General features: G+C 71.7%; 13 protein-coding genes. 5 read left to right on the top strand and 8 right to left on the bottom strand.

Annotated elements, in window-relative coordinates; all coding sequences use genetic code 11:
• Positions 1-83 precede the first annotated feature (83 nt).
• Positions 84-1442, bottom strand: coding sequence for a hypothetical protein (locus F9C41_RS28965; RefSeq protein WP_155389991.1), 1359 nt, complete (start codon positions 1440-1442; stop codon positions 84-86).
• A gap of 159 nt (positions 1443-1601) precedes the next feature.
• Here F9C41_RS28965 and F9C41_RS28960 point away from each other — a divergent pair, with 159 nt between their 5' ends.
• Both F9C41_RS28960 and F9C41_RS28955 read left to right on the top strand, forming a co-directional pair.
• Positions 1602-3245, top strand: a complete 1644-nt coding sequence (locus F9C41_RS28960) for a glycoside hydrolase family 10-like protein (protein WP_196280004.1) — start codon at positions 1602-1604, stop codon at positions 3243-3245.
• Positions 3246-3508: 263 nt separating this feature from the next.
• Positions 3509-4042, top strand: coding sequence for a phospholipase (locus tag F9C41_RS28955; RefSeq protein ID WP_155389989.1), 534 nt, complete (start codon positions 3509-3511; stop codon positions 4040-4042).
• 85 nt (positions 4043-4127) lie between these two features.
• Here the strand turns inward: F9C41_RS28955 and F9C41_RS28950 are convergent, their stop codons facing one another.
• Positions 4128-6821 carry an ATP-binding protein gene (locus F9C41_RS28950; RefSeq protein WP_155389988.1) on the bottom strand — a complete coding sequence of 898 codons (2694 nt, stop codon included), beginning with the start codon at positions 6819-6821 and terminating at the stop codon, positions 4128-4130.
• Between the two features lie 272 nt (positions 6822-7093).
• On the opposite strand from F9C41_RS28950, the gene F9C41_RS28945 reads away from it, so the two are divergent.
• The 3 genes from F9C41_RS28945 to F9C41_RS28935 all read left to right on the top strand — a co-directional run bounded on the left by F9C41_RS28945 (position 7094) and on the right by F9C41_RS28935 (position 9562).
• A complete protein-coding gene (locus tag F9C41_RS28945; RefSeq protein WP_155389987.1) occupies positions 7094-8164 on the top strand; it encodes a lytic murein transglycosylase in 1071 nt (356 codons plus the stop codon).
• A 101-nt stretch (positions 8165-8265) separates the two neighbouring features.
• A complete protein-coding gene (locus F9C41_RS28940) occupies positions 8266-9342 on the top strand; it encodes a GNAT family N-acetyltransferase (RefSeq protein ID WP_155389986.1) in 1077 nt (358 codons plus the stop codon).
• A gap of 4 nt (positions 9343-9346) precedes the next feature.
• Entirely contained in the window at positions 9347-9562 is a 216-nt protein-coding gene (locus F9C41_RS28935) for an FmdB family zinc ribbon protein (protein ID WP_155389985.1), read from the top strand.
• Positions 9563-9577: 15 nt separating this feature from the next.
• Here F9C41_RS28935 and hemB read toward each other — a convergent pair whose 3' ends face one another.
• The 6 genes from hemB to F9C41_RS28905 form a co-directional block, all read right to left on the bottom strand.
• Positions 9578-10561 carry a porphobilinogen synthase gene (hemB, locus tag F9C41_RS28930; protein ID WP_155389984.1) on the bottom strand — a complete coding sequence of 328 codons (984 nt, stop codon included), beginning with the start codon at positions 10559-10561 and terminating at the stop codon, positions 9578-9580.
• Between the two features lie 79 nt (positions 10562-10640).
• Positions 10641-12221 (bottom strand): bifunctional uroporphyrinogen-III C-methyltransferase/uroporphyrinogen-III synthase, encoded by a 1581-nt coding sequence (locus tag F9C41_RS28925; RefSeq protein WP_155389983.1) that lies wholly within the window; start codon positions 12219-12221, stop codon positions 10641-10643.
• Complete coding sequence (gene hemC / locus F9C41_RS28920; RefSeq protein ID WP_155389982.1) at positions 12218-13138, bottom strand: hydroxymethylbilane synthase; 921 nt, start codon at positions 13136-13138, stop codon at positions 12218-12220. The genes F9C41_RS28925 and hemC overlap by 4 nt, the downstream gene beginning before the upstream one ends.
• Positions 13138-14472, bottom strand: a complete 1335-nt coding sequence (locus tag F9C41_RS28915) for a glutamyl-tRNA reductase (RefSeq protein ID WP_155389981.1) — start codon at positions 14470-14472, stop codon at positions 13138-13140. Before F9C41_RS28915 ends, hemC begins: the two co-directional genes overlap by 1 nt.
• Positions 14469-15266 carry a redox-sensing transcriptional repressor Rex gene (locus tag F9C41_RS28910; RefSeq protein ID WP_155389980.1) on the bottom strand — a complete coding sequence of 266 codons (798 nt, stop codon included), beginning with the start codon at positions 15264-15266 and terminating at the stop codon, positions 14469-14471. The genes F9C41_RS28915 and F9C41_RS28910 overlap by 4 nt, the downstream gene beginning before the upstream one ends.
• Positions 15267-15661: 395 nt before the next feature.
• Positions 15662-16318 carry an HAD family hydrolase gene (locus F9C41_RS28905; protein WP_155389979.1) on the bottom strand — a complete coding sequence of 219 codons (657 nt, stop codon included), beginning with the start codon at positions 16316-16318 and terminating at the stop codon, positions 15662-15664.
• Positions 16319-16356 lie beyond the last annotated feature (38 nt).

The raw sequence follows: 16356 nt of genomic DNA, 5'->3' as shown, positions 1-16356 counted from the left end.
CGGCCCCCCGCTCCCCCCGCCTCACCCCCCCGCGCCCCGCCCGCCCCGTCAGGGGGGGGGGCGGCGCTCTCGTCTGCCGCGGTTCAGGCCTTCGGCTCGGTCCTGGTCTCCAACTGGCCGCGCTCGCCGGCGAACTTCGCCTGCACGTCGGCGACCTTCTTGTCGAAGTACATGATCGAGCCCAGGCTGCCGCTGTCGGACCACACGCAGATGGCGACGGGCCCGCTGTCCATCTTCAGCGCGGCGCACTTGGCGATGCCGCCCAGCGGGCCCGCTTCGACGTCCACCCACTGCTCGGTGACGGTCGAGCCCTCGGTCATCGACTTGGTGAACTCGTCCAGCGCCGCTTCCGGCTTCGGGTTGAGCATCGCCATGGCGAAGGCCATCGCCATGTTCTTGGTCTTCACGTCACCGTAGAAGGCCGCGACGGAGGCGGTGGCTCCGGGCATCTCCTCGGAGATCTGGGTCTTCAGTTCGGCCGCCGCCTTCACCAGATCGGGCTCGGTGATCTTCTCTCGCCCGCCGAGCTGGGTCGGCTCCTTCACCGTGATCTTCGCGGCCTCGTCGGTCGTCGCCTTGACGTCGCCGAGGAAGTCGCTGAGGAAGAAGTACGCGCTGCCGCCACCGCCGCCGCAGAGCACCACCAGCACGACCAGCGTGATCCACAGGCCCTTGCGGGACTTCCGGTACGGCGGGTCCGGGTCGTGGCGGCGCTTGCTGCGGGGCTCGTGGCCGGCGAACGGGTCGTCGTCGACGCTCACATCGCCCAGGAAGCCGCCCTGCTGCGGGTAGCCGTCCTGGCCGGCGGGACGGCCGTAACCCGCGGGCTGGCCGTAGGGCTGCTGGGGCTGACCGCCCTGCGCCGGGTAGCCGCCCGGGGCGCCGTAACCGCCCTGGCCGTGCTCGCCCTGGTTCCCGTAACCGCCCTGACCAGCCTGTGCACCGTAGCCACCCTGCTGTGGATATCCACCCTGGCCGTACCCACCCTGCTGTGGATATCCGCTCTGGCCGTATCCACCCTGCTGTGGGTAACCATCACCATGCTGTGGGTAACCGTTGTCCTGGCGACCGTAGCCCTGCTGTGGATAACCGCCGCCGGCACCCTGTGCGTCCTGCTGCGGATAGCCCCCTGCCTGCGGATATCCACCCTGCGAGGGATAGCCGGCGCGCCCCTGCTGGGGGTGTCCCCCGGCATGCCCGCCGGGTCCGGCGTAGCCGCCGTCCTGTGGATAACCTCCGGCCGGTGGATAACCCGGCTGCTGTGGATAACCACTGTTCTGCTGGGGATAGCCGTATTGCTGGGGATATGTGCCATTGGTGCCGGAGGTCGGGGCCGACGGCGGTGGCTGGCCGCGGCCGTCGTCCTCACCCGGCCGCCGCCACGGATCCGTCGGCTGGCCCTCCGGCTCGTCGCGGCGCGAACCGTAGTCGGAGTAGGACATCTCAGCTCCCCACATGTGGCGGGCGACACGCTGTCACCGTCCGGCAGATGGTAGCGGCAGTTGAGAAGTCCTCGGGAACGTACCTATCGAGACTCTTGCGTTCTTGGCTCGATAATGAAAGTTTTCTTCGGACTGCACATTGCTACTGGAGGAATTCTCATGCGCATGAGACTGATCGCGGCCGCGGCCGCGACAGCGCTGCTCGGCGCGCTGCTGGTGCCCGGCGGCGCGCAGGCCGAACCGCTCTCCGCAGTGCAAGCGGCCGCACCGGGCGCGACGGAGTGCACGCTCAACCCCGCACAGCCCAAGCGCGAGCTCCGGGCCATGTGGATCGCCAGCGTGGTGAACATCGACTGGCCGAGCGCCCCGGGCAAGGCCGAGGAGGAGCTCAAGGCCGAGTACCGCGGCTGGCTCGACCTCGCCCAGCGGCTCAACCACAACGCCGTCGTGGTGCAGGTCCGGCCCACCGCGGACGCGTTCTGGCCCTCACCCTACGAGCCCTGGTCGGAGTGGCTGACCGGCAAGCGCGACAACGTCGGGCCGGGCTGGGACCCGCTGGCCTTCCTGGTCGCCGAGTCACACGCCCGCAACCTGGAGTTCCACGCCTGGTTCAACCCCTACCGCGTCTCCATGCCGACCAGCGCCAGCGGCCTGGGCGCGGGCACCGACGTCAACAACCTCGCCCCCGGCCACCCGGCCCGCGAGCACCCGGAGTGGGCGCTCGCCTACCCGGTCAACGCGGCCGGCAGCCGGCTCTACTACAACCCGGGCATCCCGGCGGTACGGCAGTACGTGCAGGACGCGATGATGCACGCGGTCGAGAACTACGACATCGACGGCGTCCACTTCGACGACTACTTCTACCCGTACCCCGCGGCCGGCCAGGACTTCGGTGACCAGGCCACCTTCGAGCAGTACGGTGCCGGCTTCGCCAGCAAGGCCGATTGGCGGCGCAACAACATCGACCTGCTGGTGCACGAGATGAGCGGCCGCATCAAGGCCGCCAAGCCGTGGGTCAAGTTCGGGGTCAGCCCGTTCGGCATCTGGCGCAACCAGGCCGCCGACCCGCTGGGCTCGGAGACCAACGGCACCCAGTCCTACGACGCCAACTTCGCCGACACCCGCAAGTGGGTCAAGGAGGGCTGGCTGGACTACATCGTGCCGCAGATCTACTGGAACATCGGGCTGGCCGTGGCCGACTACGCCAAGCTCGTCCCGTGGTGGTCCGACGTGGTCGCCGGCACGAACACGCAGCTCTACATCGGCCAGGCCGACTACAAGATCGCTACCGCGGGCCAGCCCGCGGCCTGGTTCGACCCGGCCGAGATGAGCAAGCACCTCACCTTCAACCGCGACTACAACGTGTCCGGCAACGTGCACTTCAGCGCGGTGCAGGTGCGGGCCAACCGGATCGGCGCCACCGATCTGTACGCGGCCGACCACTACAGCAAGCCGGCCCTGGTGCCGACGATGTCCCACCTGCCCAGCAAGCCGCTGCTGTTCCCGGTCGTCACCAAGGCCGACCGGAGTGACGCCGGAGTGGCGCTGAAGTGGCAGCCGCTGGCCGACGGGGCCGGCCCCTTCGGCACCGCGGCGTCGTACGCGGTCTACCGGCTCGACGGCCTGCGGCTGCTGCCCAGCGCCTGCGACCTGGCCGACGCGTCGCACCTGGTCGCCACGACCCGGGGCACGTCGTTCACGGACACCACCGCGGTGCCCGGCAAGCGCTACACCTACTTCGTCACCTCGCTGGACCGGCTCTACAACGAGAGCCTGCCCAGCCCGGCCCGGTTCGTCCCCTGACCGAGGGGTGAGCACGCGCAGCGCGTGCTCCAGCAGGCAGGGGCGTCCACCGCTGATCCGGTGGGCGCCCCTGCTCTTTGCCGTCTTCGAGCCCGCGCTGCAAGCCACGCGCACCGGGGATGCATTTTCCTTGCAGCGCCGGAAAAATCAACACTTCCGAAACATCCGCGCAACGACTACATTCAGCTCCACCGATGCACACCCCGGCATCGGGCCACCGGCTCGTTGAACCCCAGACGAACCCTATTCGCCGAGGTGAAGCCATGTCCCGCCTGCGCCTGCTGCTCGCCCCCGCAGCCGCGATGGTCGCCGTTCTCGCGATCGCATCGCCGGCCGCCGCGGTCACCCCCGCCGAGAAGCTGTCCGTCATGTCGAGCTGGTCGCAGACCAGTGTCGCCAGCTACAACGCGTGGAACAGCGCGCGGCAGAACCAGGGCGCATGGTCGGCGTACGCGTTCGACTGGAGCACCGACTACTGCTCCACGAGCCCGGACAACCCCCTCGGCTTCGACTTCAAGCTGTCCTGCTACCGGCACGACTTCAACTACCGCAACTACAAGGCGATGGGCCAGTTCTCCGCGAACAAGTCCCGCCTGGACAGCGCGTTCTACGAGGACCTCAAGCGCAAGTGCGCGACGTACAACGCGATCGTGCGGCCCGCCTGCACGAGCCTCGCCTGGACCTACTACCAGGCCGTCAAGGCCTTCGGCAGCGTCGGTGCCGTAAGCCAGGCCGACATCGCCAAGGCGCAGAAGCTGAAGGACGACGCGCTGCGCGCCGCAGCCCAGCACAACTGACGCTCGCTCCCGCGGTTCCTGCGCAGGCTTCCCGATCCGTCTCCGGGAAGGCTGCGCAGGACTGCGTCCGGGGCCTGCCGCGGGTTCAGGAGCCGCTGGGCAGCTCGGCGAAGCGGCTGGAGTCCAGCGCGAGATCCGGGTGCTCGACCGCCAGCGCCAGCGACGCCGTCTCGCCCAGCGACAGCGCGGCCCCGCGGGCGTACGCCTCGTCGAAGACCGCGTCGCCCAGCGCCGCCCGGGCGGCCTCCTGCTGCGCCGTCCAGAACGAGGCGAAGATGCCGGGCCCGCAGTGCAGCCGCACGGTCGTCGACTCGGCCGCCCCGAACAGCGTCGCCGCCGTCATCGCGTCCCCGCCCTGCACGCACCGTGCCGCCATCGCCTTGACGGCCACGCAGGCCCGCCCGTGGAAGCCGTACGCCATGCGCGAGCGCAGCGCCACGGTCAGGTGCTCGTGCGCGGCCACCAGGTCGCCGCGGCGCAGCGCCACCATGCCCAGCAGCAGGTCCAGGGTGCGCCGCCCGCGCTCGGCGGGGCGCAGCTGCTCCAGCTGGCGGGAGGCGGCCAGCAGCGTGGCGGCCTCGTCCAGCGCGCCGCGCAGCCACAGCAGCTCGGCCAGATTGCACACCGCGAACAGCGCGTCCGGCGCGACCTCGTAGCGGGTCGCCCAGGCGAGCACCTCCCGGCAGGCCTGCTCGGCGTCGTCGGGCTTGCCCGCGTCGCGCAGCGCGCCCGAACGACCGGCCAGCACCCGCGCCAGCAGGCCCGGATCGCCGGCCCGGCGGCCCGCGGACTCGGCCCGTCGGCTGAACCGCAGCTCCTCGACGAACTCGCCGTCGACGGCGGCGTGACCCGAATGCGCGTGGTAGGCGCGGGCCAGCTCGGCGTCGGGCACCCGCTCACCGGTCTCGGACAGGCGCGCGTACAGCCGGAACAGCCACAGCCGGCCCTCCCGGGCCAGTCCCCGCTCGCGCCACCACTGGTCCAGGCCGCAGGAGATCTGCAGCCCGGAGCGGGCGCTGCCGCCCGTGCCGCACCAGCGCAGCGCGGCGCGCAGCTCGGCGGCGAGCGGGTCGATCGAGTACAGCGACAGGGTCACCGGCTGCCCGTCCGGCCCGCGCCCGACCGTCTGCAGTGCCCGCAGCGCCCAGGCCACGTGCCGGTCCCGGGCGGCCGCCTCCTCGTCGTGCGCGGCCAGCTGCCGGGCGGCATATCCCCGGATCGGATCGAGCATGCGGTAGGTCGTGCCGTGCGCGCCCGGTTCGGCCTGCACCAGCGACTTGTCCACCAGCACGGTGAGCGGGCCCAGCGGGTCGCCGTCCATCAGCCATTCCACCCCGGCCAGGCTGACCGGCCCGGCGAAGACCGACAGCCAGCGCAGCAGCCGCGCCGCGTCGTCCGGCAGGGTGCGGTAGGACCAGGTCACCGTGGCCTGCATGGTGGCGTGCCGGGCGTGCGCGCCCGAATGCGGCCCACCGGCGTCCAGGGCCCGCAGCGGGTCGCTCTCCTCCGCGGTCAGCTCGGCGTGCAGCCGGGCCGCCAGCTCGCCACCGGACAGCACCCGCAGCCGGGCCGCGGCCAGCTCGATGGCCAGCGGCAACCCGTCCAGCCGGGCCGCCACGCGGGCCAGGTCGGCGAGTTCGGCCGGCTCGACCGGGCGGCCGCCGCGCGCCGCCGCGGTGCGTTCGGCCAGCAGCGTCACCGCGTCGCTGACGCCGCCGCTCGCGGTGGGCGCCAGGGACAGCGACGGGATGCGCCAGACCAGCTCACCCGCGATGCCCAGCGGTTCCCGGCTGGTCGCCAGCACGGTCACGTCGCGCGCCCCCGCCAGCAACCGGGCGACCAGCGGCGCGACGGTTCCCACCTGCGCCTCGCAGGTGTCGAGCAGCAGCATCAGGCGGCGGGTCGAGGCGTGCTCGACCAGCGTCTCGACGACCGGGCGGCCCGGCTCGGGACGCAGCCCGAGCACCGTGGCGAGGTTGAAGGCCAGCAGGCCCGGATCGGTGACGCCGGCGATGTCGACGTTCCAGATGCCGTCCGGATAGGACTCGACGAGGTCGTGCGCGACGGCCACCGCCAGCCGCGACTTTCCCGCGCCGCCCGCGCCCACCACGGTCGTCAACCGGTGCGCCGACACCAGTTCGGCCAGCTCGGCCCGTTCCGGGTGGCGGCCCACGAACGAGGTCAGCGGGCTGGGCAGGTTGTGCGGCGCGGTGCGATCGGTGCGCGGCCGCGGGAAGTGCTGCTCCAGTTCGGGCGCCACCAGCTGGAACAGGCGCTCGCGGCCGTCGAAACCGCGCAGCCGGTGCAGCCCGAGGTCCAGCAGCCAGGCCTGGTCCGGAAGCTGCGAGGCTGCTTCGGCGGTCGACGCGGAGAGCAGGATCTGCCCGCCGTGCGCGGCCGCGGCGACCCGGGCGGCGCGGTGCACCTCGGGGCTGGCGTACTCACCGCCGTGCGGCTGCGCGATTCCAGTGTGGAGGCCCATCCGCACCTTGGGCTGTGCCTGCGGATCCGACCACGTGTGCGCATCGAGGGCGCGCTGCGCGCAGGCGCATGCCTCGACCGCGGTCGAGGCGTCGGCGAAGGCGAAGAAGTAGGAGTCACCCTCGGTGAACAGTTCCACGCCACCGGCCGCCGCCAGCACGGCACGGAGCACCCGCCGGTGCTCGTGGAGCACCGGCCGGTAGCCGTCGCCGAGCATCTGGGCCAGTCGGGTCGAGCCCTCGATGTCGGTGAACAGGAACGTCACCTGCCCACGCGGCAGGTGTATACGCTGCGGCACGCGCGGATAACCTCCGCCCCCCTGGAAGTCGCGGTTCATGCTGCCGTACCCCCACTTGCACAGGACATCGTAAGAACGGGTTGATCGAGCCAGCCGAGGTGTCACCACCCGCGGCGATGAAGACGATCAGTGCCGTGTGGAGCTGCCAACCGTCGTAACGAAGACACCGCAGGGCGGATGTGGGCCGTCAGGTCACAACCGGATCACCCGAGCCGCCTCGACGGACAGCACGTGCGCACGACAATGCGGCGCGGGCGAGGCATACTCGACCCGTGCGGGACGGGGACGACATCACGGAAGCGGCGGCGCGGGCGACGAAGCCGGCCGCCGACGACGCTGCCGGTGCGCCGGTCGCGCAGGACGCGGAAACCGTTGCCGCGACAGCGGCCGACGCCGACGGCGACGCAGCGACGACCTCGGGATACGGTGCCCTGCCGAAAACCGCGGTCGCGCCGGGCGAGGCCGCGGCGGCGATCTCGGTCGGGGCGGCGATGGTGCGGCTGCGGTCGGCGGCCATGGACGCCGGCCGCGTGGTCTGGCGGCAGTCCCGCCGACCGGTCGGGCGGCTCACCACCACCGGCGTCACCATCGTCATGCTGGTCGCCGCGGCCGGCGCGTCCGGCGCGCTGCTGATCCCGGCGCTGGCCGGCGCGAAGGCCGCGCCCGTGCCGACGCCGTCGGTGTCGAGCGAGGCTCCCGCCAGTGCGACGCCGAGCCCCACCTTCGCCCCGCCGACCTCCTCGCCCACCGCCGCCCCCACCCCCGTGGCACGTCCCGCCGCGGCGTTCCACCGCTGGGCGGAGGCCACCTCACCCAAGGTGAGCGTGCCGGTGACGGCCCTGGAGGCGTATGCGTACGCCGAATGGGTGGTGACGTCGACGCGCCCGTCGTGCAAGCTGCGGTGGACCACCCTCGCCGCGATCGGCAAGATCGAGTCTGATCACGGCCGCGCCAAGGGCGCGAAGCTCGGCGACGACGCCAAGGCGCTGCCGCCGATCCTCGGGCCCGCCCTGGACGGCACCAAGAACACCAAGAAGATCGACGACACCGACGCCGGCACGCTCGATTTCGACAAGAAGTGGGACCACGCGGTCGGCCCCATGCAGTTCATCCCGGCGACGTGGGTGACCTACGCGGTGGACGCCGACAACGACCAGCTCACCGACCCGCACGACCTCGACGACTCGGCCCTGACGGCGGCGTACTACCTGTGTGCGCCGGGCAAGGATCTGACCGTCGTGGCCAACTGGAAAGCAGTGGTGCTGTCGTACAACAACGTAGGGGTGTACCTGCAGAAGGTGTACGACACCGCGCAGGCGTACGGTCGTAGCAGTCAGACCTGATCAACCGGACGTCTCGCCCACATCAGCGAAACGGCCCCCAACACTACCGTCCGCCACTGCCTTCATCGTTGATCGCCACTCAGAGTAATGGTTTGCATACGATGACAGGTGGGACCCTTCCGTTTCGGGGGCGCAGTGTGCAAGCTGGACAAGTGAAGGTGCGCGAATGGGATCCCCGTACCGCCGCCGCCACTGAGATCACCTCTCTGGTCGCTCTCCTCAACGAGGTTTCCGCGGTCGACCTACCTGATGATCCGCTGTGGCAAGACGGCAGGATGCGCGACTACCTGGCGGTCACCATGCCCGGTGAACGCAAGATGATGTGGCTGGTCGAGGAGAACGAGGGGGACGCCGCGCGGGGTGTGGCACCGCTGGGCGCCGGCAGCATCATCCTGCTCGGCGACATCGGCGTCGTCGAGATCCTGGTCCACCCCAAGGCGCGCCGGCAGAACATCGGCCGGGCGCTGCTAGCCGAGCAGGTGCGGGTGGCCCTGCGCAAGGGCTTCAGCACGCTGGGCGTCGAGGTGGCCGGCGACACCACCGCCGTCGACTTCTACCAGGCGTACGGCTTCACCCTGGCGTTCACCGAGATCCGCAGCGTGCTGCGGCTGGACACGGTCGACTGGTTCTCCCTCGGCGACCTGGCCGCGGGCATCGGCGCCGGATACCAGATCGAGTTCTACGCCGACGGTCCTCCGGAGCACCTGATCACGCCGTACGCGGCCGCCAAGGCCGAGGTGCGCGACGACTACGACCTGGGCGACCTGGACCTGCGCCCGAGCTCCTACGAGCCGGAGCGGCTGCTTGCCAGCCTGCACACCCTGGCCGCCCGGGGACTGCAGCTCTACGTCGTGGTCGCCGTCCAGGAGAAGACGGGCGAGGTCGCCGGCCTCACCGAGGTGGTCGTGCCGGCACAGCGCCCCGGCCGTGCGGACCAGTACGACACCGTGGTCGTGCCCCGCCACCGCGGGTACGGCGTCGGCCGCGCGATCAAGGCCCGGATGCTGTTCGAGCTGCGCTCGGCAGAGCCGAACCTGACCGAGGTGCAGACCTGGAACGCCGCGGTCAACGAACCCCTCATCAAGGTCAACCAGGAGCTCGGCTTCGTCGCCGACCGCCAGTGGCTGGAATACGAGGGCGACGTCGTGGAACTGGCCGCGAATCTCGGCATAAGCTGATCCGATGCCACGCTACGACTTCCGCTGCCGCGCCTGCGGCGACACGTTCGAGGTGAACCGGCCGATGGCGGCCGCGGGCGACCCCGCGCCCTGCCCGGCCGGCCACGACGACACCGTGAAGCTGCTGACCACCGTGGGCCTGTCCGGCCGCGGCAACGCCATCCCCGCCCCGTCCGGCGGCGGTGGCGGCGGATGCTGCGGCGGCGGCTGCTGCAGCTGACCCGGCCCCGGAGGGCTAGTAGTCGGCGCGGAGGTGGCGGGCGGCGTCGACGGCCCAGTAGGTCAGGATCATCTGGGCTCCGGCGCGGCGGATCGAGTGCAGCGTCTCCATCATGATCCGGTCGCGGTCGATCCAGCCGTTGGCGGCGGCCGCCTCGACCATCGCGTACTCGCCGCTGACCTGGTAGGCCGCGACGGGCACGTCGACCATGTCGCGGACCGCGGCGATCACGTCGAGGTACGCCAGGGCCGGCTTGACCATGACGATGTCGGCGCCCTCGGCGACGTCGAGGGCCACCTCGCGCAGCGACTCCCGCAGGTTCGCCGGGTCCTGCTGGTAGGTGCGCCGGTCGCCGTCCAGCGACGACTCGACGGCGTCGCGGAACGGGCCGTAGAAGGCGGAGGCGTACTTGGCCGCGTACGCCAGGATCGTGGTGTCGCGGAAGCCGGCCTCGTCGAGCGCCCGGCGGACCACGGCGACCTGGCCGTCCATCATCCCGGAGGGACCGACCACGTGCACGCCGGCCGCGGCCTGGGCCACCGCCATGCGGGCGTACGCCGCCAGGGTCGCGTCGTTGTCCACCGAGCCGTTGGGGCGCACCAGGCCGCAGTGGCCGTGCGAGGTGAACTCGTCCAGGCACAGGTCGCTCATCACCACGACGCTGTCGCCGACCTCGGCGACCACGTCGCGGATCGCGACGTTGAGGATGCCGGACGGGTCGATGCCGCCGGAGCCGACGGCGTCCTTCTCGGCCGGGATGCCGAACAGCATGACCCCGCCGATGCCGGCCTGGGCCGCCTCGGCGACGGCCTTGCGCAGCGACTCGCGCGAGTGCTGGAGCACGCCGGGCATCGACTCCACGGGGCGGGGCTCGGCGATGCCCTCCTTCACGAACAGCGGCAGGATCAGCTCGGCCGGGTGCAGCCGGGTCTCGCTGACCATCCGCCGCATCGCCGCGGTGGTGCGCAGCCGTCGCGGCCGCACGTTCGGGAAGGACATCACGCACTCCCTGGTTCTTGAATCGACACGTCCTCGCAGATCAACGAGGCATCCGCGAGGACGTGCCGGATCAGCTGTCCTAGCGGAACCGCAGCGCGGTCGGGCCCTGGACCTTCGAGCCGCGGCGCTGCTTGGCGGGCATCGCGGCGAGCCGCTCGCGCAGCTCGACGGCGTACATCGCGAGCGCCTCGACCAGGTCGGGGACGGACGCGTGCTCGGGCTGCACGTCGACGCGCAGACCGAACTCCAGCGCGGTCTCGGCGGTCTTCGGGCCGATCACCGACACGACCGTACGCTGGTGCGGCTTGCCGGCGATACCCACCAGATTGCGCACTGTGGAGCTTGACGTGAACAGGACCGCGTCGAAACCACCCGACTTGATGGCGTTGCGGATCTCCTCCGGCGGCGGCGCGGCACGCACGGTCCGGTAGGCGGTGACGTCGTCGACCTCCCAGCCGCGCTCGGTGAGCCCGGCGGCCAGCGTCTCGGTCGCGATGTCGGCGCGGGGCAGCAGCACCCGGCCCACCGGGTCGAAGATCTCGTCGTACGGCGCGAACTCGGCGAGCAGGCCCTCGCTGGACTGGTCGCCCGCGGGCACCATCTCGGGCTGGATGCCGAACGCGCGAACGGCCTCGGCGGTCGACTCGCCGATGCAGGCGATCTTGACGCCGCCGAAGTGGCGGGCGTCGAGGCCGTGCTCGGCGAACTTCTCCCACACCGCGCGGACCGCGTTGGCGCTGGTGAAGATGACCCACGCGTACCGGCCGTCGACCAGGCCCTTGATCGCCCGCTCCATCTGGGCCGGGGTCCGGGGCGGCTCGACCGCGATCGTCGGCACCTCGCACGGAATGGCGCCGTACGCCCGCAGCCGCGCGCTCATCACGCCCGCCTGCTCCTTGGTACGCGGCACCAGCACGCGCCAGCCGTACAGCGGCCGCCGCTCCCACCAGCCGAGCTTGTCCAGGTTCTGCACGCCGCCGCCGACGGTCACCACGACGCGGCCGGAGAAGCCCAGCGCCGCGGCGACGAAGCTGTCCACCGACGAGGTCGTCGTGTACTGCGTGTCCCCGGTGCCGTCACCGGTGATCGCCACCGGCTGGGTCCCGTCGACGCCCGCGGCCAGCAGGCCGTCGCGCACCGAGGCGAGGTCGCCGGCGTCCACGGCCAGCGCGACCGAGCCGTGCCGCACCGCGGCGGCCAGCCCGTCGAAGTCGAGCGTGGTCACGTCGTCGACGTCGGCGGCGGTGCGCACGCCGGTCAGCGGCACGCCCGCGTAGGTCGCCACACCGGCGGCCTGGGGCACGCCGGGCACGACCGCGAAGCGCACGTTGGTCCGGGCGACCGCCTGGACCTCCTTGACCACCGCGTCGTGGCCGAACGGGTCACCGGTCACCAGGTGCACCGCGTTGCGGCCGGAGCGCGCCTCGGACAGCAGCACCTTGGCCACGTCCCCGGGCACGCCCTCGGCGGGGCTGTATTCGGTCAGGTCGCCGGTCTCGGCCTTCAGCGTGTCCAGCAGCGCGTCGGGCACGCTGCGGTCGTACACGATGTGGTCGGCTTCGAGCAGCGTGTCGTACGCGCGGCGGGTGAGCAGTCCCGGGTCGCCGGGTCCAGCCCCGACGAACGCGACGTGCCCGGCGGGCTTACGGGTGCGGGTCATTCTGCACTCCCAAGTACATTCTCGGCACCGTCTTCGAGCAGGTCGGCTGCCAGCAGGCGACCGACCTTCTCAGCGTCGGCGAGCGTTCCGGTGCGCGACAGTCGGAGGGCGAACCGCCCGTCCACGCTGATCACCGCACCGCGCAGGTAGATCTCGTCGTCTTCGGTTGTCTCGGCCAGCGCGGCGACGGGTGCGCTGCACCCTGCCTCCAGCGCGGCCAGCAGCGCCCGTTCGGCGGTGACCGCCGCGCGGGTCGCCCGGTGGTCGAGAGCCGCGAGGGCCTCGACCAGATCGGTATCTGCGGACCGGCACTCGATGGCCAGCGCGCCCTGGGCGGGCGCGGGCAGCATGAGCATCGGGTCCAGGATCTCGGTGACCTCGGCGGCGCGGCCCAGCCGGGCCAGGCCCGCGCGGGCCAGCACGACCGCGTCCAGCTCGCCGTCGGCGACCTTGCGCAGCCGGGTGTCCACGTTGCCGCGGATCGGCACGGTGGTCACGGGCAGGCCCAGCGCGTTGATCTGCGCGATGCGGCGCAGCGCGCCGGTGCCGATGACGGCGCCGGAGGGCAGCTCGGCCAGGGTCAGCCCGTCGCGGGCGATCAGGGCGTCGCGCGGGTCGGCCCGCTCGGGGATGGCCGCGATGGACAGGCCGTCGGCGGGCGCGGTGGGCAGGTCCTTGTACGAGTGCACCGCGAAGTCGATCTCCTTGGCGGTGAGGGCGTCCCGCAGCGCGGACACGAACACGCCGACGCCGAGCTGCTGGACGGGCGCGGACGAGCGGTCGCCCGCCGTCGCGATCTCCACGAGCTCGACCCGCAGGCCGGTCGCCGCGGTCACCATGTCCGCCACGGTCTGCGACTGCGCCATCGCGAGGGCGCTGCCTCTCGTACCGAGGCGGAGCACGCCTGTGCTGGTCATCAGGCACCCCCCTTCAAATCTGGCACATCTGCCACCGTGGTGTGGTCCGGTGATCCGGGGATCACCGACAGGTCGAACAGGTCGCGCAGCAGGCTGGCGTACGCCTCGCCGCCGGGCTCGGCGGCGAGCTGGCGCACCCGCACGGTGGGCTGGTGCAGCAGCCGCTGCACGATCCGGTGCACGGTGTGCGCCACGTCGGCGCGCTGGTCGTCGGTCAGGTCGGCGCGGCGCTGGGCGAGGCGGCGCAGCTCGGCGCTGACCACGTCCTCGGCACGCGCCCGCAGCGCGGCGACCGTCGGCGCCACCTCGGCGCCACGCAGCCAGCTCGCGTACGTGTCGACCTCGCCCGCGACGATCTCCTCCACGGCCGCGACCTCGCGGTCGGCGGACGAGCGGGGGCAGACCGGGGCGCCGGCCGTGGTGGGGTCCAGCACGGTGCCCAGGCGCGCGACGTCGACGAGCCGCACTCCGGAAAGCTCGGCGACGGCCGGTTCGACGTCGCGCGGCATCGCCAGATCGATGATAGTCAGGATCTTGTCGGACCCGGTGCGCGCCGCACCGACGTTCTCGGAAGTGAGCACGTGGCCGGTCGACGCTGTCGCGGTGATCACGACGTCGGCCTCGGCCAGCAGCTCGGGCAGGCGCTCGATCGGGGCGGCGGTGGCGCCGTACGCGTCGGCCAGCCGCTGCGCCCGCTCGATCCCGCGGTTGACCACGGTGACCGTGCCCGCGCCGCGGCGGGTCAGCTCGGCGACGGCCAGCGCGCCCATCGCCCCGGCGCCCACCACCAGCCAGCGGTGGCAGTCCGCGGAGTTGGCCACGGCGTGGTCCAGCGCGGCGCTGACCATGCTGCGCGGCGCGTGGTCGATGCCGGTCTCGGCGTGCGCGCGCTTGCCGACCCGCAGCGCCTGCTGCAGCAGCTCGTGCAGCACCTTGCCGGCCGCGTCGGCCTCGGTGGCCTGCTGGTACGCCTCGCGGAGCTGGCCGAGGATCTGCGCCTCACCGGCGACCATCGAGTCCAGCCCGGCGGCGACGCGGAAGACGTGGCGCACCGCGTCCTGCCCGTGGTGCACGTAGAGGGTGCTCGCGAGCTGCTCGGCGGGCACGCCCGACAGGTCGGACAGCACCTCGCCGAGATGGCTCAGACCGGCGTGGAACGCGGGCACGGCCGCGTAGACCTCGACCCGGTTGCAGGTGGAGACGACGACGGCCTCGGTCAGCTCACCGCCGGACAGCAGCCGGGGCAGCGCCTGCGGGCCTTCGACCAGGGACAGCTTCTCCAGCAGCTCCACCGGCGCGGTCCGGTACGACGCGCCCACCACGATGAGGTTCACGCGGCCACCTCTCCCAGCGTGGCGACGGGGCTGCCGTTCACGGCCCCGCGGGCCATCGCCTTGGCCAGTTCGGCCCCGCGGGCCGACTTGCGATGCTCGTGGAACGAGAGGATCTGCAGCTCGACAGCGAGATCCACCTTGCGGACGTCGACCTGCTCCGGGAGGTTGAGCACCACCGGGGCGAAGTTCAGGATGCTGGTGACGCCGGCCGCGACCAGCTGGTCGGCGACGGCCTGGGCGGCTCCGGCGGGGGTGGCCAGCACGGCGATGGAGATCGCCTCGGACTTGACCACCTCGGGGATGTCGCCGATGTGCCGCACCGCGATGCCGTTGATCAGCTCGCCGACCCGGGTGAGGTCCGCGTCGAACAGCGCGGCGATGCGGAAGCCGCGGCTGGCGAACCCGGCGTAGCCGGCCAGCGCGTGGCCGAGGTTACCGACGCCGACCAGGGCGACCGCGCGGCGCTTGTTCAGGCCGAGGATGTACTCGATCTGGCCGACCAGGGGCTCGATGTCGTAGCCGACGCCGCGGGTGCCGTACGAGCCGAGGTGGGACAGGTCCTTGCGGAGCTTGGCGGAGTTGACGCCCGCGGCGAGGGCCAGGCCCTCGCTGGAGACCGTGTCGTGGCCCGTCTCTGCGAGGTGATGCAGGGCACGCAGATACTCGGGCAGGCGGGCCACCGTCGCCTCGGGCAGATCCGGGAAATCCGGCTGGCTACCTAGAACTGCAGAGGGCGTGACCGCGCCGACACGGCCGGTGATCCCGGCTTCGTGACCGGTGCGCTGCTGACTCATGAGACTCCGTGCCGAACAAGGCTTAGACCCCAGATCACATGGCCGAACGGCTCTGTGCTAGCGGGGAACGTCGAGGTAACAGACTAAGCGCTTGTGAACAGGTGCACAAATCGCGATCTTGAAAGCGCGCCCATCCGGGATCGCGAATCGGCCAGAATGCCCCCGCGGCATGTGTGCCCCCACTCTGGCCGAACCCCACGCCACCCGTCACGGAGAGTCGCCGGAAAGGCGGTTCGCGACGGGCGTCCGGATGGGCGCTGCTACGCGATTATGTCGCAACCATGACAACCGCTCCCAAAACACGCCCACTTGATTCGGCGCAAACAAGAGCAAAAGCCACCAAACACCCAAATCGCTCACGGATGCCGGCGACCCCTGGCTTCCAGAGACGAACGTCACGCTGCGAGCGCGACGGCCTCCAGCAGTGTGTCCGCGACCGGCACGCCGTACGCGCGCAGCTTGGCCGGGTCGGTGAAGCCGCCGGTGTAGAGCACGCAGCGCGCGCCCACGGAGGCGGCCGCGTCGGCGTCGTCGATGGAGTCGCCGATCAGCACCACGTCGGCGCCCTCCAGGCACAGCTCGGCCAGGTGCCGCTTCAGGTGGCCGGACTTGTGCGCCTGCTCCCCGCCCAGCGGCTCACGCAGCCCGTCCACCCGGATGAAGTGCGACGTCAACTGGTAGCGGGTGACGGTCGGCACCAGTTCCTCGTGGAACCACATGGACAGCAGCGACTGCGTCCCGGTCCAGCCGCGCAGCGCGTCCAGCGCGCCCGCGGCCAGCGCCAGTTCGGCCAGGCCGGTCCGGTACGCGTCGTGGAAGACCCGGTCCAGCTCGACGAACTCCGCCTCGGTGAGCGGGCGGCCCAGCACGGAGCCGTAGTACTCGCTGATCGGGCGGCGGAAGTCGCGGCGGTGCTCGTCGGCGGTCACCTTGATCGACAGGCCGGGCGCGGCCACCTCGAACGCGATGTTGGTCGCGTTCACGACCAGGTGCAGGTCGTCGACGAGGGTGCCGTTCCAGTCCCAGACAAGGTGCTTCGCGCCGCGCTTCATCCCGCCAGATTACCCACGCCGCCCCTGCTCAGGGTGCC

The organism is Catellatospora paridis (assembly GCF_009720365.1).
Classification (GTDB): domain Bacteria; phylum Actinomycetota; class Actinomycetes; order Mycobacteriales; family Micromonosporaceae; genus Catellatospora; species Catellatospora paridis.
Note: the sequence above shows the minus strand (reverse complement) of the source record. Positions and strands in the feature narration are given on the sequence as shown.

What these genes read in the sequence shown, in the direction of transcription:
- F9C41_RS28910 (WP_155389980.1), bottom strand. Translation starts at nt 15,266, where the DNA reads ATGAGTCAGCAGCGCACCGGTCACGAAGCCGGGATCACCGGCCGTGTC.
- F9C41_RS28940 (WP_155389986.1), top strand. Translation starts at nt 8,266, where the DNA reads ATGACAGGTGGGACCCTTCCGTTTCGGGGGCGCAGTGTGCAAGCTGGA.
- F9C41_RS28965 (WP_155389991.1), bottom strand. Translation starts at nt 1,442, where the DNA reads ATGTCCTACTCCGACTACGGTTCGCGCCGCGACGAGCCGGAGGGCCAG.
- hemB (WP_155389984.1), bottom strand. Translation starts at nt 10,561, where the DNA reads ATGTCCTTCCCGAACGTGCGGCCGCGACGGCTGCGCACCACCGCGGCG.
- F9C41_RS28935 (WP_155389985.1), top strand. Translation starts at nt 9,347, where the DNA reads ATGCCACGCTACGACTTCCGCTGCCGCGCCTGCGGCGACACGTTCGAG.
- hemC (WP_155389982.1), bottom strand. Translation starts at nt 13,138, where the DNA reads ATGACCAGCACAGGCGTGCTCCGCCTCGGTACGAGAGGCAGCGCCCTC.
- F9C41_RS28905 (WP_155389979.1), bottom strand. Translation starts at nt 16,318, where the DNA reads ATGAAGCGCGGCGCGAAGCACCTTGTCTGGGACTGGAACGGCACCCTC.
- F9C41_RS28955 (WP_155389989.1), top strand. Translation starts at nt 3,509, where the DNA reads ATGTCCCGCCTGCGCCTGCTGCTCGCCCCCGCAGCCGCGATGGTCGCC.
- F9C41_RS28960 (WP_196280004.1), top strand. Translation starts at nt 1,602, where the DNA reads ATGCGCATGAGACTGATCGCGGCCGCGGCCGCGACAGCGCTGCTCGGC.
- F9C41_RS28925 (WP_155389983.1), bottom strand. Translation starts at nt 12,221, where the DNA reads ATGACCCGCACCCGTAAGCCCGCCGGGCACGTCGCGTTCGTCGGGGCT.